Source organism: Morganella psychrotolerans, from assembly GCF_965118875.1.
GTDB lineage: Bacteria > Pseudomonadota > Gammaproteobacteria > Enterobacterales > Enterobacteriaceae > Morganella > Morganella psychrotolerans_C.
The window spans coordinates 528,481-553,731 of sequence record NZ_CBCPJD010000001.1 but is presented as its reverse complement, the minus strand read 5'-3'; the positions used below and the strand labels follow the sequence as shown (position 1 = coordinate 553,731).

General features: G+C 48.1%; 21 protein-coding genes. 10 read left to right on the top strand and 11 right to left on the bottom strand.

Annotated features, from left to right (window positions below; genetic code table 11):
• Positions 1-76 precede the first annotated feature (76 nt).
• Positions 77-1,654, bottom strand: coding sequence for a YdgA family protein (locus ACMHKJ_RS02635; protein WP_413491921.1), 1,578 nt, complete (start codon positions 1,652-1,654; stop codon positions 77-79).
• 106 nt (positions 1,655-1,760) lie between these two features.
• Complete coding sequence (gene manA, locus ACMHKJ_RS02630; RefSeq protein ID WP_413491920.1) at positions 1,761-2,936, bottom strand: mannose-6-phosphate isomerase; 1,176 nt, start codon at positions 2,934-2,936, stop codon at positions 1,761-1,763.
• 173 nt (positions 2,937-3,109) lie between these two features.
• Between manA and fumC the strand changes: the two genes are divergently transcribed.
• Positions 3,110-4,504 (top strand): class II fumarate hydratase, encoded by a 1,395-nt coding sequence (fumC, locus tag ACMHKJ_RS02625; RefSeq protein ID WP_413491919.1) that lies wholly within the window; start codon positions 3,110-3,112, stop codon positions 4,502-4,504.
• A 116-nt stretch (positions 4,505-4,620) separates the two neighbouring features.
• Here the strand turns inward: fumC and tus are convergent, their stop codons facing one another.
• Positions 4,621-5,529: a DNA replication terminus site-binding protein gene (tus, locus tag ACMHKJ_RS02620; RefSeq protein WP_413491918.1), complete on the bottom strand. Its 909-nt coding sequence runs from the start codon at positions 5,527-5,529 to the stop codon at positions 4,621-4,623.
• Between the two features lie 1,380 nt (positions 5,530-6,909).
• A complete protein-coding gene (locus tag ACMHKJ_RS02615; protein WP_413491917.1) occupies positions 6,910-8,163 on the bottom strand; it encodes an MFS transporter in 1,254 nt (417 codons plus the stop codon).
• Positions 8,164-8,269: 106 nt separating this feature from the next.
• On the opposite strand from ACMHKJ_RS02615, the gene ACMHKJ_RS02610 reads away from it, so the two are divergent.
• The 4 genes from ACMHKJ_RS02610 (at position 8,270) to bioD (ending at position 12,100) form a co-directional block, all read left to right on the top strand.
• Positions 8,270-9,172: a LysR family transcriptional regulator gene (locus ACMHKJ_RS02610; RefSeq protein ID WP_413492104.1), complete on the top strand. Its 903-nt coding sequence runs from the start codon at positions 8,270-8,272 to the stop codon at positions 9,170-9,172.
• A gap of 20 nt (positions 9,173-9,192) precedes the next feature.
• Positions 9,193-9,963: an N-acetylmuramoyl-L-alanine amidase-like domain-containing protein gene (locus ACMHKJ_RS02605; RefSeq protein ID WP_413491916.1), complete on the top strand. Its 771-nt coding sequence runs from the start codon at positions 9,193-9,195 to the stop codon at positions 9,961-9,963.
• A gap of 72 nt (positions 9,964-10,035) precedes the next feature.
• Positions 10,036-11,235: a sugar metabolism global transcriptional regulator Mlc gene (gene mlc / locus ACMHKJ_RS02600; protein WP_413491915.1), complete on the top strand. Its 1,200-nt coding sequence runs from the start codon at positions 10,036-10,038 to the stop codon at positions 11,233-11,235.
• Positions 11,236-11,410: 175 nt separating this feature from the next.
• Positions 11,411-12,100, top strand: coding sequence for a dethiobiotin synthase (bioD, locus tag ACMHKJ_RS02595; protein ID WP_413491914.1), 690 nt, complete (start codon positions 11,411-11,413; stop codon positions 12,098-12,100).
• Between the two features lie 115 nt (positions 12,101-12,215).
• Here the strand turns inward: bioD and ACMHKJ_RS02590 are convergent, their stop codons facing one another.
• The 3 genes from ACMHKJ_RS02590 to ydfG form a co-directional block, all read right to left on the bottom strand.
• Complete coding sequence (locus tag ACMHKJ_RS02590) at positions 12,216-12,449, bottom strand: DUF1161 domain-containing protein (protein WP_413492103.1); 234 nt, start codon at positions 12,447-12,449, stop codon at positions 12,216-12,218.
• A gap of 20 nt (positions 12,450-12,469) precedes the next feature.
• Positions 12,470-12,835: a DUF1283 family protein gene (locus tag ACMHKJ_RS02585; protein ID WP_067424928.1), complete on the bottom strand. Its 366-nt coding sequence runs from the start codon at positions 12,833-12,835 to the stop codon at positions 12,470-12,472.
• A 169-nt stretch (positions 12,836-13,004) separates the two neighbouring features.
• The gene (ydfG, locus tag ACMHKJ_RS02580) at positions 13,005-13,754 is read right to left on the bottom strand and encodes a bifunctional NADP-dependent 3-hydroxy acid dehydrogenase/3-hydroxypropionate dehydrogenase YdfG (RefSeq protein WP_413491913.1); all 750 of its coding nucleotides are present in this window, start codon (positions 13,752-13,754) and stop codon (positions 13,005-13,007) included.
• Between the two features lie 202 nt (positions 13,755-13,956).
• Here ydfG and ACMHKJ_RS02575 point away from each other — a divergent pair, with 202 nt between their 5' ends.
• Positions 13,957-14,364 (top strand): GFA family protein, encoded by a 408-nt coding sequence (locus ACMHKJ_RS02575; RefSeq protein WP_413491912.1) that lies wholly within the window; start codon positions 13,957-13,959, stop codon positions 14,362-14,364.
• An 86-nt stretch (positions 14,365-14,450) separates the two neighbouring features.
• Here ACMHKJ_RS02575 and ACMHKJ_RS02570 read toward each other — a convergent pair whose 3' ends face one another.
• From ACMHKJ_RS02570 to prpB, 3 genes are all read right to left on the bottom strand, one after another.
• Complete coding sequence (locus ACMHKJ_RS02570; protein WP_413491911.1) at positions 14,451-15,902, bottom strand: bifunctional 2-methylcitrate dehydratase/aconitate hydratase; 1,452 nt, start codon at positions 15,900-15,902, stop codon at positions 14,451-14,453.
• A gap of 26 nt (positions 15,903-15,928) precedes the next feature.
• Positions 15,929-17,092 carry a bifunctional 2-methylcitrate synthase/citrate synthase gene (gene prpC / locus ACMHKJ_RS02565; protein WP_413491910.1) on the bottom strand — a complete coding sequence of 388 codons (1,164 nt, stop codon included), beginning with the start codon at positions 17,090-17,092 and terminating at the stop codon, positions 15,929-15,931.
• 190 nt (positions 17,093-17,282) lie between these two features.
• Positions 17,283-18,167, bottom strand: a complete 885-nt coding sequence (gene prpB / locus ACMHKJ_RS02560; RefSeq protein ID WP_413491908.1) for a methylisocitrate lyase — start codon at positions 18,165-18,167, stop codon at positions 17,283-17,285.
• A gap of 313 nt (positions 18,168-18,480) precedes the next feature.
• On the opposite strand from prpB, the gene prpR reads away from it, so the two are divergent.
• From prpR to ACMHKJ_RS02540, 4 genes are all read left to right on the top strand, one after another.
• A complete protein-coding gene (gene prpR / locus ACMHKJ_RS02555; protein ID WP_413491907.1) occupies positions 18,481-20,094 on the top strand; it encodes a propionate catabolism operon regulatory protein PrpR in 1,614 nt (537 codons plus the stop codon).
• Positions 20,095-20,332: 238 nt separating this feature from the next.
• Positions 20,333-20,968, top strand: a complete 636-nt coding sequence (gene alkB, locus ACMHKJ_RS02550; RefSeq protein ID WP_413491906.1) for a DNA oxidative demethylase AlkB — start codon at positions 20,333-20,335, stop codon at positions 20,966-20,968.
• Between the two features lie 13 nt (positions 20,969-20,981).
• The gene (gene ada, locus ACMHKJ_RS02545) at positions 20,982-22,067 is read left to right on the top strand and encodes a bifunctional DNA-binding transcriptional regulator/O6-methylguanine-DNA methyltransferase Ada (protein WP_413491905.1); all 1,086 of its coding nucleotides are present in this window, start codon (positions 20,982-20,984) and stop codon (positions 22,065-22,067) included.
• 53 nt (positions 22,068-22,120) lie between these two features.
• Positions 22,121-23,092 (top strand): hypothetical protein, encoded by a 972-nt coding sequence (locus ACMHKJ_RS02540; protein WP_413491904.1) that lies wholly within the window; start codon positions 22,121-22,123, stop codon positions 23,090-23,092.
• Between the two features lie 98 nt (positions 23,093-23,190).
• Here ACMHKJ_RS02540 and ACMHKJ_RS02535 read toward each other — a convergent pair whose 3' ends face one another.
• The gene (locus ACMHKJ_RS02535) at positions 23,191-24,942 is read right to left on the bottom strand and encodes an ABC-F family ATP-binding cassette domain-containing protein (RefSeq protein ID WP_413491903.1); all 1,752 of its coding nucleotides are present in this window, start codon (positions 24,940-24,942) and stop codon (positions 23,191-23,193) included.
• Positions 24,943-25,251: the final 309 nt, after the last annotated feature.

The window sequence follows — 25,251 nt, the reverse complement described above, 5'->3', positions numbered from 1 at the left end:
AATGTTCCTTACAGATAATAAAAAAGCCGGTCAGGCGACCGGCTTTCACTGAATCAACTAATGATAAAGAACGATATTACTGCGCAGCCGGTGCCGCAGTGTCTGCAGCCGGTTCTTCACCAACAGCAATATTTTCTTCAATGACGTCGCCGTCAGCATTCATTTCGACAGGCTCTTCGTTATAGCCTTCATCACTGTTATCACTCAGCATACCGTATTGGTCGTATTTTGAGAGGAATTCAGCAACAGTAAATTTCTTACCGTTGAAATCAATGTTGTTATTGCTGTATTTCAGATCCATGCCGATGGTTTTATCAGTGACTTTAACCACTTCCATCATGGCACCCATGCTGGCCATCTGAGCAACACCTTGTTCGCCTTGTTCTTTAGCTTCTTTCGCGCCCATACCTTGTGACTGCATGGCTACTGCCACGAAATCAGTCAGCATTGGTTTTGACAGATCCATATTGAATGCGAAATCTTTAACCAGAACCGGCAGGATTTTTTCAAAGCTGCCACTGTGCTCCAGGGATTTAAAGTTTTCCTGAGTCAGGGCATTAAAGGTTACGCTGAAGTTAACTTTTGACTCACCGCCGCTGTTTTTCCAGCTCAGAGGAGAGATAGCAAATGACGGGCTGTGTTTGAAGAGCGCCAGTGCGTTGGTCTTCATTTTTTCGTCCAGCGCGTCCATTTTGCTTTCATCAAAATTTTCGGTATACATGGAATCACTCATCTGAGAGTATTCTTCCATTGATGCCATCAATGTGTTTGCTGCTGTCGCATCCAGATCTTTCAGTGCGCCTTTCAGGGTGATGCCACCCAGGTCGATATCACGATAGCTCAGTGAACCCAGGCTGTAATCGATATCTGCACTCATTTTGTTGTCTTTGACGCCGGACGTGCCGTTCAGCTTCAGATCTTTCAATGTAACGTTATCGCTGTAATTAACAACAACCAACTCTTTCATCGACAGATTCTGGTCGCCCAGATAGAAGAAACTGTCACCTGATTTGCTTACGTCGCTGTCAAACGCCAGACCACGCATTACCAGGCTTTCACGCTCACCTTTGCGGTAAGTCAGTTCATTGCTGCTGCCGCTACCCTTCACATTTTTAAATTCTTTATCGAATTTAACGTTCAGGTCTGCACCGGAGAATGCCAGTTCTTCACCATCTTTTTTGTAATCAATTTTGCTGACAGCAAGGTCGATATCAAAATTCTGGTCGTAACCGATACGGGTGTCGAGAGCAACAGGGGATTTACCACCGGTCATATCAAATGCCGGTTTGGTGGCTTCGCTGTTTTCCAGTTCAGAATGGATTGACGCCATGTTTGGCGAAAGAACCATTTTTTTCAGCTGAGACAGCGGGAACGGACCGTGGTCAATTTTGTTAACGATAACTAATTGGTCTTTGGCGCTGCTTCCTTCACCCTGAAGAACCAATTTAACGTCAGAACTGAAAATACCGCGTGAAAAATCTTTTGCAGTCAGAGTAATCTGAGCATCAGGATATTTATCCTTGATCAGTTTATTTGCTTTGGCAACGTACTGTTCGAGGTTTGCTTCGATTGTTTTACCGGTCTGCCATGAAGCAACACCCCATGCTGCACCTAATGCAACAATAACGCCAACAGCAACTAACGACTTTTTCATAGAGAAATCCATCCTTTATATGCGATTCAATTTGCAGGTTTTCGCACGGTATCAAATTAACGGACAGTTTACAGAGCAAACTGTCCGGGAGAAATCAGAGAAGTACTTATAGCGTATTATAAACGCGGGCAATGATTCCTTCACCATCTATTTCAATTTTTCTTTCTGTTGCAGAGATAAAAGTTGATTCACCTTCGATAACGCTTAAAGTCGTGGTTTTGGTAGTGATAACCACCTGACCTTTCACACAAAAAAGGATATTAGCGCTATTATTATCCAGAGTGATTTTTTGATCATTTAGTTTAATCACCGAAAAAGCGAAATCATCGACCGGAACCGGGAAAATATCACAGCCATTTACCGTGTGCGGTGACATAAATAAGGTTTTTGCCGGTTTCGCAATGAAATCAAGATTACTCAGTAATTCTGCGACATCTATATGTTTTGGTGTCAGCCCTGCGCGCAACACATTGTCTGAATTAGCCATGACTTCCAGCGCTGTTCCCTCCAGGTAAGCATGGGGGGTCCGGGCATACAGAAACATGGCATCGCCCGGTTTCAGTTCGACAACATTAAGAAGAAGAGGGGTGAATAAACCATTATCTTCAGGGTAAAATCCCGTCATCTTCCTGATAGTATCCCACGGCTCGCCCTGACGACTGTTCAGCGCTGATTTCAGCACACCGATAGCTCTGTCTTTTGTTTCGCCGCTCATTGACAGCAACCGGGTGAACAACACAGAAAGCTGCTCTTCTGATGGTTCGGCAATAAACAGGGCAATTCCCGGATGTGCCGGTGCCACTTCACTGAGCAGTGTGCAGATCTCCGGCAGCGGACGAAAGGCATTCATCGCTTTGAACGGGGTGAGGGCATAAACCAGCTCTGGCTTATGATTATCATCCTTATAGTTACGAACAGGAGAATCAAGGGGAATACCTGCCTGATTTTCCCTGGCAAAACCGGCTTCTGCCGCGGCTTTGTCAGGATGCACCTGAACGGAAAGCGGCTGGGCGGCACTCAGCACTTTAAACAAAAAAGGTAACCGGTGAAAACGGCGGTTTATTGTCTCCCCCAGACAGCCCTGCGGGTCGGCGGCGATATAATCATATAGAGAGCTGACGTTACCGTTGTTATCCGTGACGACTGAGCTGGCTTTAGGGTGTGCGCCCATCCATAATTCGGCCATCGGCTGCTTATCAGGATTCGGGTAACCGTACATTTCTGTCATCGCGGTATGACTACCCCAACTGTAGTATTGCACCTGATTCTGCATTTTTAACATAGCTTCGCTCTCTTTTTAAACAATTAACAATAAGATAGTAACAATAAAACAATAAGTCTGCCCGGATCGCATAATCGGAAATGAAACTATGGCAAGATGACGGCGTTTTCAGAGTTTATCTGCAACGTCCGGATTTTCAAATTCATTTTATGTTGTGTGCTAAGGAGAGAGTAATGGCGGTCACCCGTATTGAAAAAGACTCAATGGGCCCTGTTGATGTTCCGGCTGACAAGCTGTGGGGCGCGCAGACTCAGCGTTCATTAGAGCATTTCCGTATCTCAGTTGAAAAGATGCCCGCAGATCTGATAGCGGCACTGGCCATGACAAAAAAAGCGGCTGCGGCAGTCAACTGTGATTTGGGTCTGTTGGCGCAGGATCGTGCCGGAGCAATTATTGCGGCGGCAGATGAAGTGCTGGCAGGTAAACATCCGGGTGAATTTCCGCTGGCGGTCTGGCAGACCGGCTCCGGCACACAAAGTAATATGAATATGAATGAAGTGCTGGCAAACCGTGCCAGTGAAATTCTCGGCGGCAAGCGCGGCAATGAGCGCCTGGTTCACCCGAATGATGATGTGAATAAAAGCCAGAGTTCCAACGACGTCTTCCCGACCGCTATGCATGTCGCCGCTGTCATTGCGGTCACTACACAACTTATTCCTGAGTTAAAATCCCTGCACAGTGTCCTGGCGAAAAAAGCGGAAGAATTCCGTGATATCGTCAAAATCGGCCGTACACATTTACAGGATGCAACACCGCTGACATTAGGTCAGGAAATCTCCGGCTGGGCAGCTATGCTGAAATACAATCGTAAACACCTGGAGAACAGCCTGCCGCACCTGAGCGAGCTGGCGCTGGGTGGTACGGCAGTAGGTACAGGGCTTAATACGCATCCCGAATATGCTGTCCGTGTGGCGAAGAAAATCGCGGAGCTGTCCGGTCAGCCGTTTGTGACCTCACCAAACAAATTTGAAGCACTGGCAACCTGTGATGCGCTGGTTCATGCGCATGGTGCGCTGAAAGGTCTGGCGGCATCAATGATGAAAATTGCCAATGATGTCCGCTGGCTCGCATCCGGTCCGCGCTGTGGTATCGGTGAACTGGCTATCCCTGAAAATGAACCGGGAAGCTCTATCATGCCCGGAAAAGTTAATCCGACACAGTGCGAAGCAATGACTATGCTGTGTGCCCAGGTGATGGGAAATGATGTTGCCGTCAATATCGGCGGAGCCTCCGGTAACTTTGAGCTGAACGTATTCCGTCCACTGGTTATCCATAATTTCCTGCAATCCGTCCGTCTGCTGGCAGAAGGCATGCGCAGCTTTAATGAGCATTGTGCTGTGGGTATCGAACCGGTTCGTGAGCGGATCAGTCAGTTGCTGAATGAATCATTGATGCTGGTTACTGCGCTGAATACTCATATCGGTTACGACAAAGCAGCAGAGATCGCGAAGCAGGCGCATAAAGAGGGGCTGACTCTGAAAGCGTCTGCCATGAAGTTGGGTTATCTGACCGAAGCTGAATTTGATGCCTGGGTTCGTCCGGAAGATATGGTCGGCAGCCTGAAGTAATCAACCGCATTTTTTAGTATGGTGGATATATATACTCTAAATAATTCGGGATGCCTGAGTGCAGTCAACACTCAGGCATTCTGAAGTATGACGAGTATCCTGATGTGGCTCCGTTCTCACATCTGCTCCATAAATAAATACAGACGGGGTATTACGGAGATTAGTTTTTTTGCCTGAGGACGGTGGCGCACCTTAATATTTTCGGCGTCATAATCCGGTAAATCCCCTGTAACAGGTCGGTTTTCATCATCACCATCATAAAACACAATAATCGGTGAGGCGTTTGCATATTGCACTTGCTTTTGTGCCTCACTGTACCAGACTCTGGCAATCGGCTGGACTTTAACCGGACGTTTGATTTTAAGTACCGCATCCGCCGGAATCTGTTTCAATGCAGCTATTTCCTTTGCCAGAAACATCTGCCATGCCTCCCTGGTGTGGGGGGCAATTGCACGCGGGTTCTGGTAGCGTTCCTCTGTCTGAGCCAGTAATTCATCACGATCCACTTTCTGGATAATATGTTTATTCGCCCAGCCAAAGCGGACAGTATCAGGAGAGGTCACTGACTGGATCTGACGATAAGCATTTAATGTAATCAATCCTTTGATTTGATTATGAACAAATTCAAAGCGCTGTGTTTTATTGACACCGGATGTTTCAGTGACTATTTTTGCCAACTGTTTTTTCAGGGTATTAATATCATCGAGCAGTTGCTTAACCTGCCGCTGCTCAGAGCGGGGAAGGGGAACTAATATGACACCGGGCAAACGTACGGCGGATTTACTGCTGATATTGTGGTCATTATCAAAAATAAACAGCCGCTGATAATGTGCTAATGCTTGTTCTGTTGCCGCTTCACCGGAGACAGGAATGACAGAAATAGAGGTAATCTCTTCATTTTCTTCACCTTTTAGTCTGTCCGGCAACTGATAAACCTGAGCCTGAACTCCCGGCGTTTGGCTGAGTGTCAGGCAGAAGGTATTCAGCATATTCTCAAGCTGTTCAAAACAGGCTGTGAGTGACATTTTGGCATCATATCGCATTATATTTACCAAATTAGTTACAACATACAGTTTGGGTTTATCATCAGATTACTTTAGCATCCTGCTTTATACAAGTATAAAATGCTTTCAGCAGGGTGAAAGAACTCTTTACATGTAAATTGGTGATGTGGGTACGGAGAATAAATCCATGTAAAAAATTACCATTAACCCGATAATTAAATACCGGGTTAATGGTGGATGTTGATTTGGCATAATACGATATATTTTATTCGTTATATCAGTAGTCAAAATTCGGAATTATTGCTTTTTTACCGACGAATAACTGAAAATAATATACCGCAGATGAGTGTTTCCACTATGAACACCCAATTTTTTCTTTTGGACAGTTAATCCGGGATTGATGTGTTTCTGAAGATTCCAAAAAACTTGGCAGAGTTTCATCAATATTAGGTTTGAGATAACAATTATGAATCATCAGTGAACTGCTTAATAATAGTGTTAACATAATTACCTCGCTATATACCATTATTCATTCAGGCTACAGTTTCGTTGGCTGTATCTTAAATGTCACTTGGTATATATAAATATTAATTTAACAATGAAATGCTAATCTATGCTTTTAATATTATCCAGGATACCCCCATATTACCGGACAATATTCAGGTGCAACAATATCGCAGCCTTCAAATGAAGCTGCAGAAGAAATTAATAATGAACCGGATAACAATAGTGCTAACATAGATACTCCCTGTAAATGAACTTTGTTATTAAAATACGATATCAGCAGAAGGGATTGATGATTAAACAAGTGCTGTCAATATAATAGGAGATTGTTGGTTCCCGTAGATGTGGCGACGGCGGAACCTGATCAGTATTTCGTGGCGGAAAAATATTATGAACCACTAATGAACTACTTAACAGTAATGTCAGCATAATTAACCTCGTTATTACATTAAGTTATCAGTAAGTTATGATTTAATATCTGTGGTACGCATTAACATTAACGGGCTTAATCTGTAAGGGCAATTAACCTTGCGAGGTATTTTATATAGAGGGGGTATAAAAAACCCTTGATTTATTTTATGTTAATTAATTAGTTACTTTATATTCGAAATGTCAGGATTGTAACTAATGGATTTTCCGACAGGAGGCCAGATATCACAATCTGAAGGGTAATTAATATCACACTGATACGCTGAGAATGAAAATAAAACACTGCCTAATAAAAACGCACTCATATATAACCTCTCGATGTAATAATAGCAATGAAAAACAGACTATTTTTCTTAATGCAGAAAACTATCAATAATGAGTCCGGTCTGCAATTAATCCGATGAGGTATTTTATATGTCGGAGATATTAATTTCCATGAGGTTGTTTCAAGGGAATTAATATAAATTCTTATGAAGAAATCTGTTTCTTCAGGTGCAGCGCAATAAACAGCCCGATAACCAGCATGGCGGCAATAAAACAACCGACACCGGTCCAGTGCCAGTAAGACCAGAATACGCCGCCAAGTGTACCGGCAATACTGGAACCTCCATAATAAGCGAAAAGATACAGTGAGGATGCCTGCGCCCGCGCGCGTCTTGCACGGCGTCCGACCCAACTGCTGGTAACAGAATGAGCGGCGAAAAAACCGGTGGTCAGCACTAACATACCAATAAGCACTGCCGCTGTGGCATCACCCAGTGTTATCAGAATACCGGACAGCATCAGTGCTACCGCACCAATTAATATATTGCCGTATCCGTATTTTCTGGTCAGTGCGCCGGCTTTAGATGCACTGTAAGTGCCTGATAAATAAACCACAGACAACATGCCGACAACCGCCTGACTGAAATTATACGGCGGCTCCAGCAGCCGGTAACCAATATAGTTAAACAGCGTGACAAAACTGCCCATAATGATAAAGCCGATAGCAAATAACCAGGGCAGCCCGTCGTCCCGGCAGTGTAGGATCAGATATTTCCACAGGCTCTTAGGCTTGAGTGAGCTGGCGCGGAAATGGCGTGAGGGCGGTAACAGCCGCCAGAACAAAAATGCACCAAACAGTGCAAATGTCCCCAGGATCAGAACCGCAATGCGCCAGTTAGCGTAATCGGCAACCACCCCGGTTATCAGCCGTCCGCTCATGCCGCCTATCGAGTTACCACTGATATATAATCCCATGGAAAGAGCAACGTAGCCCGGATGGATCTCTTCACTGAGATACGTCATTGCCACCGCAGCCACACCGCTGAGCGACAGCCCGACAAGAGAGCGGACAATCAGGATACCCGCCCAGCTTGTGGTAAAAGCGCTGAGCAGTGTAAAGAGTGCCGCACAGGTCAGCGCGACAACCATTACGTTTTTGCGCCCGATCGCATCAGAGATGGGGCCGGTAATCAGTAATCCGACCGCCATAAATCCGGTGGCAAGGGAGAGTGATAAGCTCGCCTGCGCCGGTGACACGGTAAAGTCTTCAGATAACAGCGGCAGAATGGGCTGGACAAAATAGAGCAGCGCAAAGGTCGCCAGACCCACCATAAAAAAGGAGAGGGTAACGCGCAGATACAATTTGTCATCACGCTGGATATAGTGCAATTTTGTCTGACTCATGGCACTGTCCCGGTCAATATCGCGGTCAGTCATCAGTTTATTCTCGTCAGTCATACACTTATCTCAGGTCGCAGTAATATAACAGAGGATAAAAAGATGCTACTATTTTGTCTAATATATTAATGCTCTTGTTTGATACTTTAAACGACTTAGTGAGGCAATAATGATCGAACTTCGCCATTTGCGCTATTTTATTGCCGTTGCTGAAGAGTTGCATTTCGGGCGGGCGGCAGAGCGGCTGAATATTTCACAGCCCCCGCTGAGCCAGCAAATTCAGGCGCTGGAAAAGGCAATACCGGCAAAATTACTGGCGCGTAATAACCGGAATGTCAGCCTGACACCGGCGGGTGAAATGTTTCTGCGTGAAGCCTATCAAATCCGCGCTCAGGTTGAAGCGGCGATTGGTAAAGCGGCGAGAATGGAGCGCGGGGAACTGGGTGAAGTGTCTGTTGGTTTCACGTCAACCACACCTTTTATGCGCCATATTACCGCCACATTCCGCCAGTACCGGGAAGCGTACCCGGATGTGGCGATTCACATGCACCAGATGAATACAAAACAGCAAATCAATCCGTTACTTACCGGTCGGATTGATTTTGGTGTGATGCGCAACACACAATTGCCCGATAATCTGGTTCATGAGTTGTTGTTCAGAGAACGATTTATGTTAGCTGTCTATGATGATCATCCGCTAATCCGGCACAGGGAAGCGGGCATTTCACTTGATATGCTCAACGGTGTGCCGCTGGTCTTTTTTGAGCGGGATGTGGGAACTGCGTTATACGATGAAATCATTAATATACTGAAAGGGGCAGGCGTAACTCCGGTAATAGCCCAGGAGGCCGGCGAGGCAATGACCATTCTCGGGCTGGTGTCTGCCGGGCTGGGAGTGTCACTGGTGACTGAATCCTTTACGCGGATGAAAGTGGATGGTGTCCGTTACCTGCATTTAGCTGAAAATCAGGCGTTTTCTGAAGTCTGGTTGGTGTATCATAAACACAAAATATTATCGTCTGCCGGTCAGCGGCTGATTGCGATGCTGAAAAGTAATGTTTTCCGCTGAGCGGAGCCGTTTTAACTGAGGTGCCAGTGTTTCTGTGTAATAAATATCCGGCGATAACCGTTTTGTTAGTCACTCTGTGGTCAGGTATTGCCGGTGCGGCGGTGAGTCTCAGCGATTTTTATCAGCCCGATGGTACCCGGCGTGCGATAGCGCATAATATTACGGCACTGACCGGGCAATTTCTTGCGGTGCCGTACCGGGCGCATCAGCTGGTTGGTTCGCCGGAAACGCCGGAGCAACTGGTCACAAATCTGAATGCGCTCGATTGTTTTACCTACCTGGATTATGTGGAAGCACTGAAGCGCAGCCCGCAACAGCAGGATTTCTCCGGGCAACTGGCGAAAATCCGCTATAAAAACGGGGATATCAGTTATTTTCAGCGGCGTCACTTTTTTTCGGATTGGGTAAGCGGCTCACAACCGGTTGCACAGGATATTACCCGGCAATTGTCACCGGATTTTCAGGTGACACATAAGCAGCTTAATCAGCGCAAAACGGGTGGCGCATATATTCCGGGTCTGCCGGTAACAGCAAGGGATATTGCCTGGTTGCCGGTGTCTGCGCTGACGCCGGTGGTGCTCGCACAATTGCAGACCGGGGATTATATCGGTATCTATTCTCCGCAAGCCGGGCTGGATGTTTCCCACGCGGGGATTATTATCCGTACCCGGGACGGATTATTTCTGCGTAATGCGTCATCAACAAGGCGGGAACGACAGGTGATTGATTCGCCATTACACCTGTATCTCCGGCAAAAAAGCGGGATAGTGGTATACCGTGTTGTGTTGTGAAACCACTTACGAACCCGGCGTTTACCCGGATAATGACTACTTCAGCCCGTACATTGCTCAGGATTATTACTGGTGAAATCGACAACACAACCCGGACATATTGACCATATCAAACAAACCAATATGGGGGTTGTTTATCGCTATATTGACCAGCAGGGACCTATATCCCGTATTTCTCTGTCAAAAAAGGCACAGTTAGCCCCGGCGAGTATCACTAAAATTACGCGTGAACTGATGGATGCGCATCTGGTTCGTGAAACGGAATTTCCGGGGCTGGGGTTTCGCGGTCGTCCTGCCATCGGGCTGAAAACTGATTGTGGTGGCTGGCATTTTTTGTGCATCCGTATTAACCGGGGTGAGGTTATTTTTGCGCTGCGGGAACTGAGCGGAAAACTTCTGGCAGAGGAAATCATCGGATTTCCGGCGGCCCGTTCTGATTTTGTTCCGCCTTTCCTGACTGAAATTGATGCTTTTTTTGCCCGGAACTACGCGATAGTAGGGCGCCTGACTGCTATTGCGATCACCATTAATGCGGTTGTTGATCCGGCGAAAGGGATTATCCTCGATTTTCCTTATTATAATATTACTGAATTACCTATCGCGGATATCTTATTTCAGCATACCGGTATGCCTGTTTTTCTTCAGCATGGTATCTCCGCCTGGTCGTTGGCTGAATATTTTTTTGGTGCGTCGAAAGAGTGCCCGAACAGCATTCAACTGGTGATCGATGAACATGTCGGTGTGGCTGTTATCACGGATGGCTCGTTATTGCATGCACGCCGTAACAGCTCGGCGGAAATAGGACATACACGGGTTAATCCGCAGGGAAAACTCTGCTATTGCGGTAATCAGGGGTGCCTGGAAACCGAAGTTGGTATACACCATGTGCTGGAGCGCGCCGCTGCATTCCTGACCGGACCGGAGGGGCAGTCTCCGACAGCGGACATTTTATGTCACGCGGCACTGGACGGCGATGCATCTGCATGCGCGCTTATTGAAGAAGTCGGGCATCATATTGGTGATGTCGCCGCGGTGATGGTCAATATATTTAATCCGGAAATGATCCTTATTGGCTCTCCTTTAAACGCGGCATCGTCTGTTTTGTTTCCTGCCATCCGTGCGCGGATTGATCAGTGTGCATTACCCGGATTCAGCCGGACACTCACCATGACTTCATGTGAATTTATTAATTCCGGTACATTACCGGGTGCGGCATTAGTTAAAGAAGCGCTGTACAACGGTTCTTTACTTATAAAACTGATGAATGGATAAGTAATTTTGTAGTGTTGGTCTTTGACATAAAACAAATTAATGGCAAGGATTTGTTCATCAAAACAGGATTTTCGCAAAAAATTGCGCTGGCGCAAACTTGACAGATATCTGATGCCTTACACTTGTTCTGTTATCAATTTTGATACGCACTTCTTGATATAACGGAAAAACATCTATGTTAAGGCGCTTGTTTATAACCGGCACAGATACGAATATAGGCAAAACTGTCGCTACGCGGGCTTTAATGCAAGCCATCAACCGACTGGGTAAATCTGTCGTTGGGTATAAACCAATCGCAACAGAATACCATGATACCCTTAACGGTAAACGTAACCGCGATGCCATGGTTTTGCATGAGACATCCAGTATTGATGTTACTTATCAGGATGTTAACCCAGTCATGCTGGAAAATAACTATGGTCCGACGACGACGGATATCCAATTTCCTGCATTATCAGCGGGGCTGGAAAAATTAAGCCGGGTTGCGGAACAGGTTGTGGTGGAAGGGAACGGTGGATGGCGTTATCTGCTGAATAATGAAACATTTTTATCTGACTGGGTGAAGAAAGAGAAACTGCCGGTGATTCTGGTGGTCGGGATCCAGTCCGGATGTGTGAATCATGCATTATTAACTGCTGAAGCAATTAAATACGATGGCCTGGAAATTATCGGCTGGATTGCAAACCGGATTAACCCGGGGCTGTCTCATTACGCGCAGGTGATGGATCGTTTACTGAAACATCTGCCGGCTCCGCTTCTGGGCGAGATCCCGTATTTACTGCGTCCGGAAGAGCGCGAGTTATCGCATTATCTGAATGCTGAAAAAATTGAGATGCTCTGGGGCAAAGAACTGGTCGCTTCCTGAGTTAACAGACTGATGATAAATAAAAAAAAGGGCTATTATTGATAGCCCTTTTTTGTCATTCACAATTCATGCATTAACAATATTACGAAGTCTGACCGCATACTGTTATTGCGAATTATTTGCGAAGATAAATAATATTCTGTGTTTCATTGTCGCAGTTACCCACAACCTGACCTTCAGCTTGTGCTGCACTTTCCGCAGGCACGACAGTTAAGGTAAAGCCGTCAGCAGGCACACCGTTGCTGATGATTTTCTGCGAAATTTCTTCCGTGACGCTTTCGCAGGAAGCTTGTGCCATTGCAGGGATAAGCGCAAAAAGTACCGTACTAACCGCAATCAGTTTTTTCATCATTTTTCCTTAAATATTTACTACTTCCAACCTGAAGTAACTTCACGTCCTGTATTTGCATCAAGACATCTCTGTGTATTAGGCTCCCAATACGCAGTGACGACGGAACTTTTTAAGCAGGCATCTTCGACATCAATAGCACGATCAACTTTATCAAACTCTTTTTCCGCACGGCGGTTCACTTTCTGGCGCAGGGAACGGGTATCATCCCACTGTTCTTTTTCCTGGCGCGCTCTTTCTTTCTCCAGCGCGGTATCACCGCCACTGACGACACATGTGCTACCCGGACTGCAATTTGCAGTAACTGCGTTTGCCTGTGCTGCAAAAAATAACGGTGCAGCGAAGGCGGTTGCGATAAACCACTTTGTGAGTATGGATTTAGTCATTATCGTGTTTTCCTCAAAGTTCAATCCTGCAAATTTCGTTCTGATCTTATGCATTATACCGAAGTGTATTTGAGCACCAACAAAAGAAAAAGCATTTCGTGCGTAATTTCAGGTAATTTAAGAAAATTACCTGAAATAAATGAGGTAAGTTTATATTTTACTGTGGTTTTCAGCCTTCACGGTGAACATTCAGTCCGGCAAAGGACTGACAAACCGGCATCATTTCCATGGTATTGATATTAACATGCGCCGGTAGTGTTGCCACCCAGTAAACGGCTTCCGCAATATCATCCGGCATCAGCGGATCGGCATTTTTATAGGTGTTATCGGCTTTTTCTTCATCACCACGATAGCGAATTCCGGAGAATTCAGTTCCGCCGACCATGCCCGGTTCAATATCGGTCACACGGATTTTTTTGCCGAACAGATCCGCGCGCAGTGCCAGACTGAACTGTTTTACAAAGGCTTTTGAACCGCAATAAACGTTACCGCCCATGTAAGGCCAGGAGCCGGCAGTTGATCCTAAATTAATGATATGGCCACGATTTCTTTCCACCATGCCCGGCAGTATCGCGCGGGTCATGTGCAGCAACCCTTTGATGTTGGTATCGACAACCACATCCCATTCTGCAGGGTCAGCTTTATCAGCAGTTTCCATACCAAGCGCCAGACCTGCATTATTCACCAGCACATCAATTTCACGCAGTGATTCAGGCAGGGCGGCAATCACATTATCGACCGCCGGGCGATCCATCATATCCAGCGCCAGCGGATAGAAGCGATCGCCGAACTCTTTATGTAATTTTGCCAGGCGTTCAAGACGGCGTCCTGTACCGATTACAGTATGGCCGTTATCAATAAATTTGCGTGCGAAAGCCTCACCGAAACCTGCGGTTGCGCCTGTAATTAAAACAATCATGACTTACTCCGATTCTGTCAGCGGGGTTTCCCGGAAAAAATAACACGTCCACAGCGATATAATGCCGGCAGTTAATATTGCACAGTGTAACGCGGATAAACTTTTGAAAGCGCGTCACAGGTTCCGCTTTTCAATTATTGAACGGAAAAATGCTGTGCTAAATTGCTAAAAATCCGGCAATGATAATGAGAAGGAAAAACCGATGTCACAAGGTCAATGTTTATGCGGGAAAGTGTCAGTATCCACACAACAAGCGGTAACAGATATTTCGGTCTGCCATTGCGGCATGTGCCGGAAATGGAATGGTGCGCCGTTTATGTCTGTCGATTGCGGCAGTGATATCAGTATCAGCGGTGAGGATTATATCTCCCGTTATGCTTCATCCGGGTGGGGTGATCGCTGTTTTTGCCGTGAATGCGGCACGCATCTTTTTTATTATCTGAAACCTGCCAATCAATATTATGTATCGGCGGCATTATTTGGTGAGACAAAAGAAAGCCGCCTGACTATGCAGATTTATACGGACTGCAAACCGGATTATTATCATTTTGCAGAAAAAACGCCGATGCTGACAGAGCAGGATATTCTGGCGATGTTTGCCGAAAAATAAGAAGTAAGAAATAAGAAATAAAAACGGATACCGGTGAGGGTATCCGTTCTGTTTTTCTGCGTTGCCGGGCAGATTGGAACCTACTGTCAGATAACAAACAAGTCCATAAATTCACTGACAGACAGTAATTCCAGCGTTTTACGGTCGCGGGCAGCATTCAGAATACGTTTCTGCTGTGCTTCCGGGAATTGGCGCGCCAGATTAATACGGAATTTTTCCAGTAATAACGGAATGCCCTCTTCACGGCGGCGGGCGTGTCCGACCGGATATTCCACCACAACTTCATCCAGAACAGTACCGTCTTTCAGGGTGATAGTCAGGGCGTTAGCGATAGAGCGTTTTTCCGGATTATGATAGTCCCCGGTAAATGCCGTATCTTCCTCGCAATGAATGCGCGCGCGCAGAGCATCGATACGGGCATCGGCGGCAATATTATCTTCATAATCTGACGCGGTCAGGCGACCGAAAATCAGCGGAACAGCAACCATATACTGAATACAGTGGTCGCGATCAGCCGGATTATTCAGGAACCCGTGTTTATCAATGATACGGATACAGGCTTCATGCGTGCGGATAGTGACTTTTTCGATATCATCTGCCGTTTTACCGGCTTTCGTCAGCGTGTGATGTAGAGTCATTGCAGCTTCAACAGCGGTTTGCGAATGGAATTCGGCAGGGAACGAAATTTTAAACAGCACGTTTTCCATTACATACGAGCCATAAGCGCGCTGGAATTTAAACGGTTTGCCGTCGAACAGCACATCATAGAAACCCCAGGTTTTCGCGGTCAGTACAGTCGGATAGCCCATCTCACCTTTTTGTGCCAGCAGAGCCAGACGCACTGCGCGGGATGTGGCATCACCGGCAGCCCAGGATTTACGGGAGCCGGTATTCGGTGCATGACGATAGGTGCGCAGAGACTGACCATCTACCCATGCATGAGACACCGCACTCAGCAATTGTTCGCGATCCAGACCCAGCATTTCACCGACAACCGCGGTGGATGCGACTTTTACCAGCACGACGTGGTCAAGACCGACTTTATTAAACGCATTTTCAAGCGCCAGGCAGCCCTGAATTTCATGTGCTTTGATCATCGCAGTCAGCACACGTTTCAGTGGCAGCGGTGCTTTACCTTTTGCCAGTGCTTCGCGTGACAACCAATCGGCCACCGCTAAAATACCGCCGAGGTTATCGGAAGGATGTCCCCATTCGGCGGCCAGCCAGGTATCGTTAAAATCGAGCCAGCGGATCATGGCACCGATATTAAATGCGGCCTGGATGGGATCTAACTGAAACTGTGTGCCCGGCACTTTTGCACCGTTCGGAACAATCGTTCCCGGAACGACAGGACCGAGCATTTTCTTGCACGCCGGATATTCCAGGGCTTCCATACCACAGCCCAGGGTGTCCAGAAAACAATAATATGCAGTGTCATAAGCCCGCTCACTGCTGATATCCATCTTCAGCACATAGTCAGTAATGTCCTGAATAACCTGATCGTACTCTTGGTGCTGTGTGGTAACGGATGCTGACATAGTCTGTATTCCTTATTATTCAATAATTAACGCGCATTCAACGGGACAAAAGTCTGGTTTTCCGGGCCGGTGTAATTGGCGGAAGGACGAATGATTTTATTATCCAGACGCTGTTCAATAATATGTGCCGCCCAGCCTGCGGAGCGGGCAATAACAAAAATCGGGGTAAACATCGCCGTCGGAACACCCATCTGGTGATAAGCAACCGCAGAGAACCAGTCCAGATTCGGGAACATTTTCTTGTGCTGTGACATTACGGATTCAATACGGTCTGCGATATTAAATAAACGGAAATCTTTGGCTTCTTCCGATAACTCACGGGAAATCGCTTTGATCACCTGATGACGCGGGTCAGCGATGGTATACACAGGGTGTCCGAAACCCATCACCACTTCATTGCGGGAAAGGCGGGCAATAATATCGTCCTGCGCTTCATCCGGTGAGCTGTAACGTTTCTGAATTTCCAGGGATACTTCATTTGCGCCGCCGTGTTTAGGTCCGCGCAGTGCCGCGATAGCGCCGGTGATCGCCGAATAAAAATCGGTACCGGTTCCGGCAATAACCCGCGCAGCAAACGTCGAGGCATTAAATTCGTGCTCGGCATAGAGAACAAATGAGGAGTTCATGTAGCGAACCCACTCAGCAGACGGGGTTTTACCATGCAGCAGGCGCAGGAAATGCCCGCCGGCGGTTTCTTCGTCTGTTTCGGTATCAATGCGGCGGTCATTGAACGCATAGTGATACCAGTACAGCAGCATTGAGGTCAGGGAAGAGAGCAAGCGGTCAGCGATATCACGCGCACCTGATAACGGATACCCCTCTTTTTCAGGCAGAACACAGCCCATAATGGATACGCCGGTGCGCAGAACATCCATCGGATGCGCAGACGCAGGCAGGGCTTCCAGTGCTTTTTTCACACTGTGCGGCAGACCGCGCAGGGATTTCAGTTTTACTTTATACGCCGACAGTTCAGCGGCATTCGGCAGTTTTTCGTGGATCAGAAGATGAGCGACTTCTTCAAAATCACATTGTGTGGCTAAGTCCAGGATGTCATATCCGCGGTAGTGCAGGTCATTCCCGTTGATCCCCACAGTACAGAGTGCGGTATTTCCGGCAGCGACGCCGGAAAGCGCGACGGATTTTTTACCTTTCTTCGGTGTAGGTTCAGATTTGCTGAGTTGCTTGTTCATTACGGGTATTCCTTATTATTATGTACCCTTATTTATTCAAACTGCAGGTTCGTTGGCGGAACGATGTACGCCGGGTCACATACTAATGTATGCTCCCCGTCTGTCTTCCCTTGCCGCCTGCCTGCATCCCGAATGACGTTGGGTATAGTAAAACAACCTGCTTCGCATAGTATCGGGTAAGATTCAGGTGTTACTTTTTCTGTGAAAACAAGGCGTCGAGCTTGTCTTCATAATCGTAGTAACCGATGCTTTGGTATAATTCATCACGGGTCTGCATCTGTGCCAGCAGACTCTGCTGAGTGCCTTCACGGCGCAGCGTGTTATAGACATTTTCAGCCGCTTTATTCATGGCACGGAACGCGGTAAGCGGATACAGGGCGATAGCGATATTCACACTGCGCAGTTCATCCAGAATAAACAGTGGCGTCTGCCCGAATTCAGTAATATTTGCCAGCACCGGTGCGTTGATATTTTTGGTGAACAGGCGGTACATATCCAGCTCAGTGATGGCTTCGGGGAATAACATATCAGCACCGGCCTCAATATACGCCTGCGCACGCTCCATGGCGGCATCCAGACCTTCCACCGCAAGGGCATCGGTCCGCGCCATCACCACAAAGTTTTCATCTGTGCGCGCATCAACGGCGGCTTTAATGCGATCAACCATTTCCTGCTTTGATACGATTTCTTTGTTCGGGCGGTGACCACAACGCTTTGCGCCAACCTGATCTTCAATATGCATACCGGCGGCACCGGCTTTGATCAGGGATTTTACAGTGCGTACCACATTAAATGCCGACGGACCAAAACCAATATCCGCATCCACCAGCAGCGGCAAATCACACACATCAGTGATACGGCGGACATCTGTCAGCACATCATCCAGTGTGGAAATACCCAGATCCGGAATACCCAGGGAGCCTGCGGCAACACCGCCGCCGGAGAGATAAATTGCTTTATAGCCCGCACGTTTAGCCAGCAAAGCGTGGTTGGCATTGATAGCACCGACCAGCTGCAACGGGGATTCAGACTTTACGGCATCACGGAATGCGCGTCCTGCGGAGTTAAGAGCCATATATTCACCTTGTTATTAATTTGATACTCATTTGATACAAATTAGTTCTCAGTTGTTATAAAGCAATCACTGTGCCAATCAGCCTGGTATTAAACTAAAACGAACCAAAACGGGACGCACATCACAAATACTGGTTTGTTTATCCGGATATTACGGCTTCCACTATAGAAGTTGATGATTCTGTCTGACAAGCGGGATGTTAGTGATTTGTGATGATGGTGCTATTTATGTTTCATTTCCTGGTTTATGATGTTTCATGAAACAAAAATGAAATATTTGAAATAAATGAAACATCTGAAACAGGAGCAGACTGATGACGCAAAGTGACAAACCGGTGATCTGGACTGTTTCCATCTCCCGCCTGTTTACCCAGTTTCGCGATATCAGCCCGGAATTCAGTGCCCGCGCCACTATCAGTGCTATCAATCTCGGGTTTGATGCGGCGGTTGATGCCATCCGTGAGCGGCTGAAAACGCAGCGCTGTGATGTGATTGTCAGTGCCGGATCAAACGGTGCGTATCTGAAGCAGCATTTGCCGGTGCCGGTGATTATCGCCGCTCCGGGCGGGTTTGATGTGATGCAGGCGCTGGTGCAGGCGCGTCAAATCAGTGATCGCATTGGTCTTGTCTATTACAGGGATACCTTTCCGGCACTTGAATCGCTGGCTCAGAGTTTCGGGATGCAGATTGAGCAGCGCAGTTACATCACCGCCGAAGATGCCAGAGCGGCGTGTAATGCACTGAAAGCGGCGGGGATTACTGTTGTGGTGGGCGCGGGGCTGATTACAGATATTGCGGCTGAGTGCGGAATGACCGGTATTTTTATTTATTCTAATGATGCTGTCCGCCGGGCATTCACGGACGCAATAGAACTAACGCGGATCCGCCACCAGCCGCAAAGCTTCCCGTTGCCGGTTGCCGGTTCTCTGAGTATCCGTCATACGATTAATGATATTCTGGGGACATCCGGGGTCATGGAACAGGTCCGCGAGACAATTACACTGTTTGCCCGTTCAAAAGCAACGGTGATGATCCAGGGCGAAAGTGGCACCGGCAAAGAAATGGCGGCACAAGCCATTCACCATGAATATATCTTGTTCCGTACCCATAAGCGCACAAAGCGCAGTGCGCCGTTTGTTGCGGTTAACTGCGGGGCAATTCCGGAAAGCCTGCTGGAAGCTGAACTATTTGGTTATGAAGAGGGCTCGTTTACCGGTTCACGCCGGGGCGGACGTGCAGGGCTATTTGAAGCGGCGGACGGCGGCACCTTGTTCCTCGATGAAATCGGCGAGATGCCGTTATCTCTTCAGACACGGCTGCTGCGGGTGCTGGAAGATCGTGCGATTGTCCGTATCGGCGGATACAAACCCATTACTGTGGATGTGCGGGTTATTTGCGCCACTCATGGTGATTTGGACAAATGGGTGGCTGAAGGGCGGTTTCGCGCAGATCTTTTTTATCGTCTCGGTGTGTTGCGTCTGCAATTACCGGCACTGCGTGAGCGGGATGCGGATATTTTGTTGTTAGCGGAAAAACTGCTCAAACTGGCCTTTGCTGAACTGGATTTGCCGCTGCATCGCGGGTATCTGCAACAAATTCTGGCGTGCAGTTCCTTTTTCTATCAGTACCGCTGGCCGGGCAATGCCCGTGAGTTGCGCAATTTGATGGAGCGGGTGGCACTGTATTGCAGTGCTTATCCTGACAAAATAATTACTGAATCATTATTAATGCAGTTATCACCGGAGCGCCGTGCTGAGCTACAACCCACGGAGATACTTACCGCTACCGCAGAACCTATGGTAACCGCAACGGCGGCAGAGGCCATTGCCCGTTTTCGCGGTGACCGGCAGGCGGCGGCTGACTGGCTGGGGATCAGCCGGACAACTTTGTGGCGGCGTTTAAAACAGGAGCGCATCATATCACCCTGAATCTGAGCCGCTTTATAAAGGTCGTCCGAATTGAAAAGCAAGCGGCGGAGTGTTTACCCGTCCGTGGCAGGCAATACTGTTATACCCAACGTCATTCAGGATGCAGGCAGGCGGCAAGCTCCGACCTATGGGGGAGCATACACAAGTATGTGACCCGGCTGCCCTCGTTCCGCCAACAAACCTGCAGTTTGAATGAATAAGGGTATATTACCGGAAGGACAGAGGGAACACAGACACAATGTCAGATCTTTTTGCGCACGATGAACCACTCAATATTGCGCCGGATGCCTGTTTATTCAAAGGTTTCCTCAGCAATGAAGATACCGTGTTGCTGGCGAATATCGCCGCGATCACCGCTACCTCCCCGTTTCGTCATATGCTGACACCGGGCGGATACCCGATGTCAGCGGCGATGAGCAGTTGCGGCGCACAGGGCTGGATTTCAGATGCAAAAGGCTACCGTTATTCTGCCATTGATCCGCTGACCGGCAATCCGTGGCCGTTCATGCCGGAACTGTTTTTGTCTCTTGCACAAAATGCGGCGGAACGTTCCGGTTTTCATGGGTTTCTTCCGGACAGTTGCCTGATTAACTGTTATGTCCCGGGCGCGGGAATGTCATTGCATCAGGACAGAGATGAACCTGATCGCCGCCAGCCGATTGTCTCGTTTTCGCTCGGGTTACCTGTGCAATTTCAGTTCGGCGGAATGCAGCGGCACGACCCGCTGAAAACCTTTGCGCTTGAGCATGGCGATGTGCTGGTGTGGGGCGGTCGTTCCCGGCTGAACTATCATGCTGTCCGTCCGGTAAAAAACGGGGTTCATCCGCTTGCGGGTGTCCGGCGGTTTAATCTTACTTTTCGCTGTACGCGATGATAATGAGCACAAGATGAAAGCAGACTCACAACGACCATCGGATGACGATTGCTGGGCGGCGCTGGTTGCCCGGGATAAAACGGCAGATGCGCATTTTGTTTATGCTGTCAGAACTACCCAAATATGGGGATTTCCGTCTACGGTGGTGCGTTTGCCGAAACGGGAAAATACTGAATTTTTTGCCACACCGGCACAAGCTGAAGTGCAGGGCTATCGTGCCGGAAAACGACAGCAGCGCAGTGGTGACGCTATGATGCAGCGACATGCACAACTGATTGCCAAATCTTGCCGCGAACTGGAAACCTGCATTAATCACGGCAGTGCTGTACCGCCTCTTGCGGAGCTGGCGAAATCCGCGGGGGTCAGTCCGTTTCATTTTCATCGTCTGTTTAAAACTCACACCGGGGTAACACCTGCGGCGTATGCGCGGGCTTTCCGGGGCGAACGGCTGCGTGACCAACTGACAAAACAGGCAACAATTACTGGTGCAATTGCTGAATCCGGCTTCAGTTCCGGCAGTCGGTTTTATGAAATATCAGATACACTGCTGGGGATGACACCAAAAAACTGGCGCGCCGGCGGCAAAGGAGCGCTTATCTATTTTGCCCTTGGTATATGTGCGCTGGGTGATATTCTGGTTGCACAAAGCGAAAAAGGAATTTGCGCTATTTTGCTGGGTGATGATGCGGAAACACTGCTGCAAAATTTACAGGATCAATTTCCGAATGCCGAACTTGTTGGCGGAGATGCGCAATTTGAGCAGGTTGTTGCACGAGTGGTCGGTTTTGTGGAAGCGCCGTCTGCGGGGTTTGAATTACCACTGGATATCCGTGGTACTGCTTTTCAGCGCCGTGTCTGGCAGGCACTGCAAACTATCCCGGTTGGCACGACAGTCAGTTACCGCGATATTGCGCAACGGATAGGTTCCCCGAACGCGGTTCGTGCGGTGGCGGGCGCATGTGCGGCAAACTGCCTGGCAGTGGCTATTCCGTGCCACCGAGTGGTGCGTACCAGCGGGGAACTTGCCGGATATCGCTGGGGAATTGACCGGAAAAAGCGCTTGTTACAGCGCGAAGCATTGCAACAGGAAACTTATTAAGAGAAGGAATAGGGATGTATTTTCGTTCAGCTGTTTCAGGATTGAGTTTGTTGATGGCGACACTGCAGGTAATCGCGGCACCGGCAGCCGCAGAGGTTGTAGCGGATGAAAACGGCACCGTTTCGGCTGCCGTCTCCGGTCCGTTATTTGATTGTGGTTATGAGCTGACAAAACTGATTGCGGGCAGTAATCATGACCTTATCCGTGCGGAAAAGGTGACATCAGACAAACTGAGTATTGATATTGAAAAACGTGATAACAATGAACTTGCCATTCAGTTATCGGATACCCGGCAGACGCCGTCGGCGGACACCCCCGGTGCCGGTAAGCTCGGCTGGGTGACCTATAATATAAAAAACAATACATTGCAGACAACAGAGTCGGATGAAGATCATCCGGTATCACTGACCTTCAGTGCGGTACAAGGGCAACGGGTGCAATCGTGCTTTAAAAAAGAGCAGGCATGTCAGACAATCCTCGGTACGCTGCGCCTTGAGGCGTTTATTGCGCAATCCCCGAAATGGCGGGTGACCGGTACCGGGCGCGCCTATTTTCATGCCGCACCCACATCACAGTGTCGTGATGATAATGCCTTTGTGGTGCCGGGTGATGTGCTTCAGGTCAATGGTTTCCGGGCGACAACCCCGGTGAAAGGTGAAAAAGAGGGCTGGTTGCTGGTGGGCTACGGTAATGCGCAGGGTTGGATCAATGTAAACCGCCTTGAACCAGAAGGAGCAGTTTGTGACGCGGTCACAGAAAAGGCAGAAAAAGCCTACGAAAAAGAACTGCATAACAGTGAACCGGCATCACATAAATATATCGTCACACAAAAACAGCTCAGGTTTTATGATGCGCCGGATAAAGGCTGCAAAGCGGAAGTGCAAACATTTGTTGTGCAGGATGATGCCGTCTGGGTTGATCGCAAACAGCCGTATCAGGGATTTTTGCACGGACGTTATATTCATCCGGCGAATGGAAAAATAACGGAAGGCTGGCTGAAAGCAGATGGTCTGACCAAAAAATAAGAAAAATGTGAAGTTATACCCAACGTCATGTCGCCAACGAACCAGCAGTTTGAATGAATAAGGGTATATGGACACCCGAAGGTGTCCACCTTACTTAATTACTCATCTAACCCTAATTGCACACGCAAAGTGGCAATTTCTGCCTGCCATTGCTGCTGAAGTGCGGGTTTCTGGTGTCCGGGTTTGCGCTGTACATCGGCAGCAAGCCTTTCTTCCAGCGCGATCAGCGCCGCCAGTTTTTCCTCTTCATCATCTGCAACAGCCGTTGTTTCAAGTGTTGCGTCAAGTGACCGTGTTACTGCATCCGGGGACTGATCAGCATTCAGATGCCGGATAGCATCATAAACCTGATCCAAATCGTGATACTCCGTCAGCCGTGAGCCGTCGATATACCAAAACCGGTTACAGCTTTTTTCAATCAGTTCCCGGTCATGGCTGACCAGAATCAAACCACCGGCAAACCGGCTGATTTCATCTGCCAGTGCGGTTTTCCCGTCCATATCCAGGTGGTTGGTTGGTTCATCCAGCATCAGAAGAGAATATTTCGCCAGGCTTAACCCGATAAATAACAGCCGCGCCCGCTCACCACCGCTCAGTGAGCCGACAGTTTGCTGGTGGCGCAGATAGGGAAATCCCGCGCCGATCAAGGCCATTTTCCGCTGTTCATCAATCAGCGGAGCAAACGGTTTTAGTGCATCCATTAATGAATCAGTATCATTCAGCTGCGCCAGTTTTTGGTCGTAATAGCCCAAATGAACCCGTGGATGCAGTACCAGCGGGCTGTCGGGTAAAGTGATACTCTCCTGCTGTGACTGCGCCCAAATCATCCGCAGCAATGAAGATTTCCCTGTGCCATTTGCACCCGTAATAGCGACGCGGTCGCCACTTTTCACTGATAAATTATCCGTCACATACAGCGGCGGGCAATTATCGGCCGGGATAACGGCTAACTGATTAAATGCACAGAGACGATCTGCCCGCAGGGCATCGCCTGTCAGTTGCAGTTGCCACCGGCTTCCGGCTGACAGCTCAACCTGATCATCCTGCAAACGTCCTACCTGTTTCTCCATTTGTTTGGCTTTACGGGAAAGGGCTTCGTTATCATACACTTTCCCCCAGATAGCCAGACGTTTTGCACTTTGCGCGATGCGGTCTATCTCTTTTTGCTGCGCGCTGTGACGATGCTCATCACTTTCATCCTGTGCAACGAGCGCTTCCCGTGCTTGTGAACAAGGCAGCCGGAACACAGAAATTGTGCCGTCACGCAATATCCATGTGCAGTTTGTCACATGGTCGAGCAGAGTATTATCGTGAGATACCAGGATAAAACTGCCGCGCCAGCTTACCAAAAACTGCTCCAGCCACAGAATGGTCGGTAAATCGAGATGGTTACTTGGCTCATCCAGCAGCAGCAAATCCGGATTGATAATCAGCGCCCGCGCCAGTAACAAACGGGTATGCTGCCCGCCGCTCAGTGCGGAAAGCGGCAAAGACCACTGTGTGCTGTCAAAACCGGTTTCGGTTAACAGCATTTCGGCACGCCACATATCAGAGACACGCAGCTCCGCAGGTAGTTTTTCCAGCACTGCATCAATCAGTGTCACAGACTGTAATGATTCAGGCAGATGTTGTTCAATATAGGCGACTATCACGCGGTTTGCCGGTGTGACAGTACCTTCATCCGGCATTAATTGCCCGGATAATAATTTCATTAGGGTACTTTTTCCGCAACCGTTATGACCAATCAGGCCAATTTTCTCTCCCTGATTCAGGGCAACAGAAATATCGGTTAACAGGGGCGTGTGACCGGGGTGGAATGACAGATTACGGGTTGATAATAATGTACTCATAGCTTACTCAAATTTTTGGCGTAACCACGCCTTGGGTCATAAAAGCGATAACCCTGTAAGCTGAGGAAGGATGTTACTCAGTAATGCTTCACTCAGGCAGGATTAACGCACAGCGTTAACAGAACAGCCTGAGTTCTGACGATTACCAAAGAAATGTGAATATTCGATCACATCACTTAACAACATAATTAGCCTCCTTTTTTTTCTCTGAGTTATAGAATGAGGCGATTATATCACCGGAAATTATTAATGAGCAATAAGAGCGCTAAGGTGATTTAAGCAAGCGGGGGGGGATGCGTTTTTTTTGAA

Bases quoted from the DNA above. Each gene is read 5' to 3' on its own strand.
- ACMHKJ_RS02575 (WP_413491912.1), top strand. From the start codon at position 13,957: ATGTCACAAGGTCAATGTTTATGCGGGAAAGTGTCAGTATCCACACAA.
- bioD (WP_413491914.1), top strand. From the start codon at position 11,411: ATGTTAAGGCGCTTGTTTATAACCGGCACAGATACGAATATAGGCAAA.
- prpB (WP_413491908.1), bottom strand. From the start codon at position 18,167: ATGGCTCTTAACTCCGCAGGACGCGCATTCCGTGATGCCGTAAAGTCT.
- alkB (WP_413491906.1), top strand. From the start codon at position 20,333: ATGTCAGATCTTTTTGCGCACGATGAACCACTCAATATTGCGCCGGAT.
- prpR (WP_413491907.1), top strand. From the start codon at position 18,481: ATGACGCAAAGTGACAAACCGGTGATCTGGACTGTTTCCATCTCCCGC.
- manA (WP_413491920.1), bottom strand. From the start codon at position 2,936: ATGTTAAAAATGCAGAATCAGGTGCAATACTACAGTTGGGGTAGTCAT.
- ada (WP_413491905.1), top strand. From the start codon at position 20,982: ATGAAAGCAGACTCACAACGACCATCGGATGACGATTGCTGGGCGGCG.
- ACMHKJ_RS02540 (WP_413491904.1), top strand. From the start codon at position 22,121: ATGGCGACACTGCAGGTAATCGCGGCACCGGCAGCCGCAGAGGTTGTA.
- ACMHKJ_RS02615 (WP_413491917.1), bottom strand. From the start codon at position 8,163: ATGACTGACGAGAATAAACTGATGACTGACCGCGATATTGACCGGGAC.
- ydfG (WP_413491913.1), bottom strand. From the start codon at position 13,754: ATGATTGTTTTAATTACAGGCGCAACCGCAGGTTTCGGTGAGGCTTTC.
- prpC (WP_413491910.1), bottom strand. From the start codon at position 17,092: ATGAACAAGCAACTCAGCAAATCTGAACCTACACCGAAGAAAGGTAAA.
- fumC (WP_413491919.1), top strand. From the start codon at position 3,110: ATGGCGGTCACCCGTATTGAAAAAGACTCAATGGGCCCTGTTGATGTT.
- ACMHKJ_RS02590 (WP_413492103.1), bottom strand. From the start codon at position 12,449: ATGAAAAAACTGATTGCGGTTAGTACGGTACTTTTTGCGCTTATCCCT.
- tus (WP_413491918.1), bottom strand. From the start codon at position 5,529: ATGTCACTCACAGCCTGTTTTGAACAGCTTGAGAATATGCTGAATACC.
- ACMHKJ_RS02535 (WP_413491903.1), bottom strand. From the start codon at position 24,942: ATGAGTACATTATTATCAACCCGTAATCTGTCATTCCACCCCGGTCAC.
- ACMHKJ_RS02585 (WP_067424928.1), bottom strand. From the start codon at position 12,835: ATGACTAAATCCATACTCACAAAGTGGTTTATCGCAACCGCCTTCGCT.
- ACMHKJ_RS02570 (WP_413491911.1), bottom strand. From the start codon at position 15,902: ATGTCAGCATCCGTTACCACACAGCACCAAGAGTACGATCAGGTTATT.
- ACMHKJ_RS02635 (WP_413491921.1), bottom strand. From the start codon at position 1,654: ATGAAAAAGTCGTTAGTTGCTGTTGGCGTTATTGTTGCATTAGGTGCA.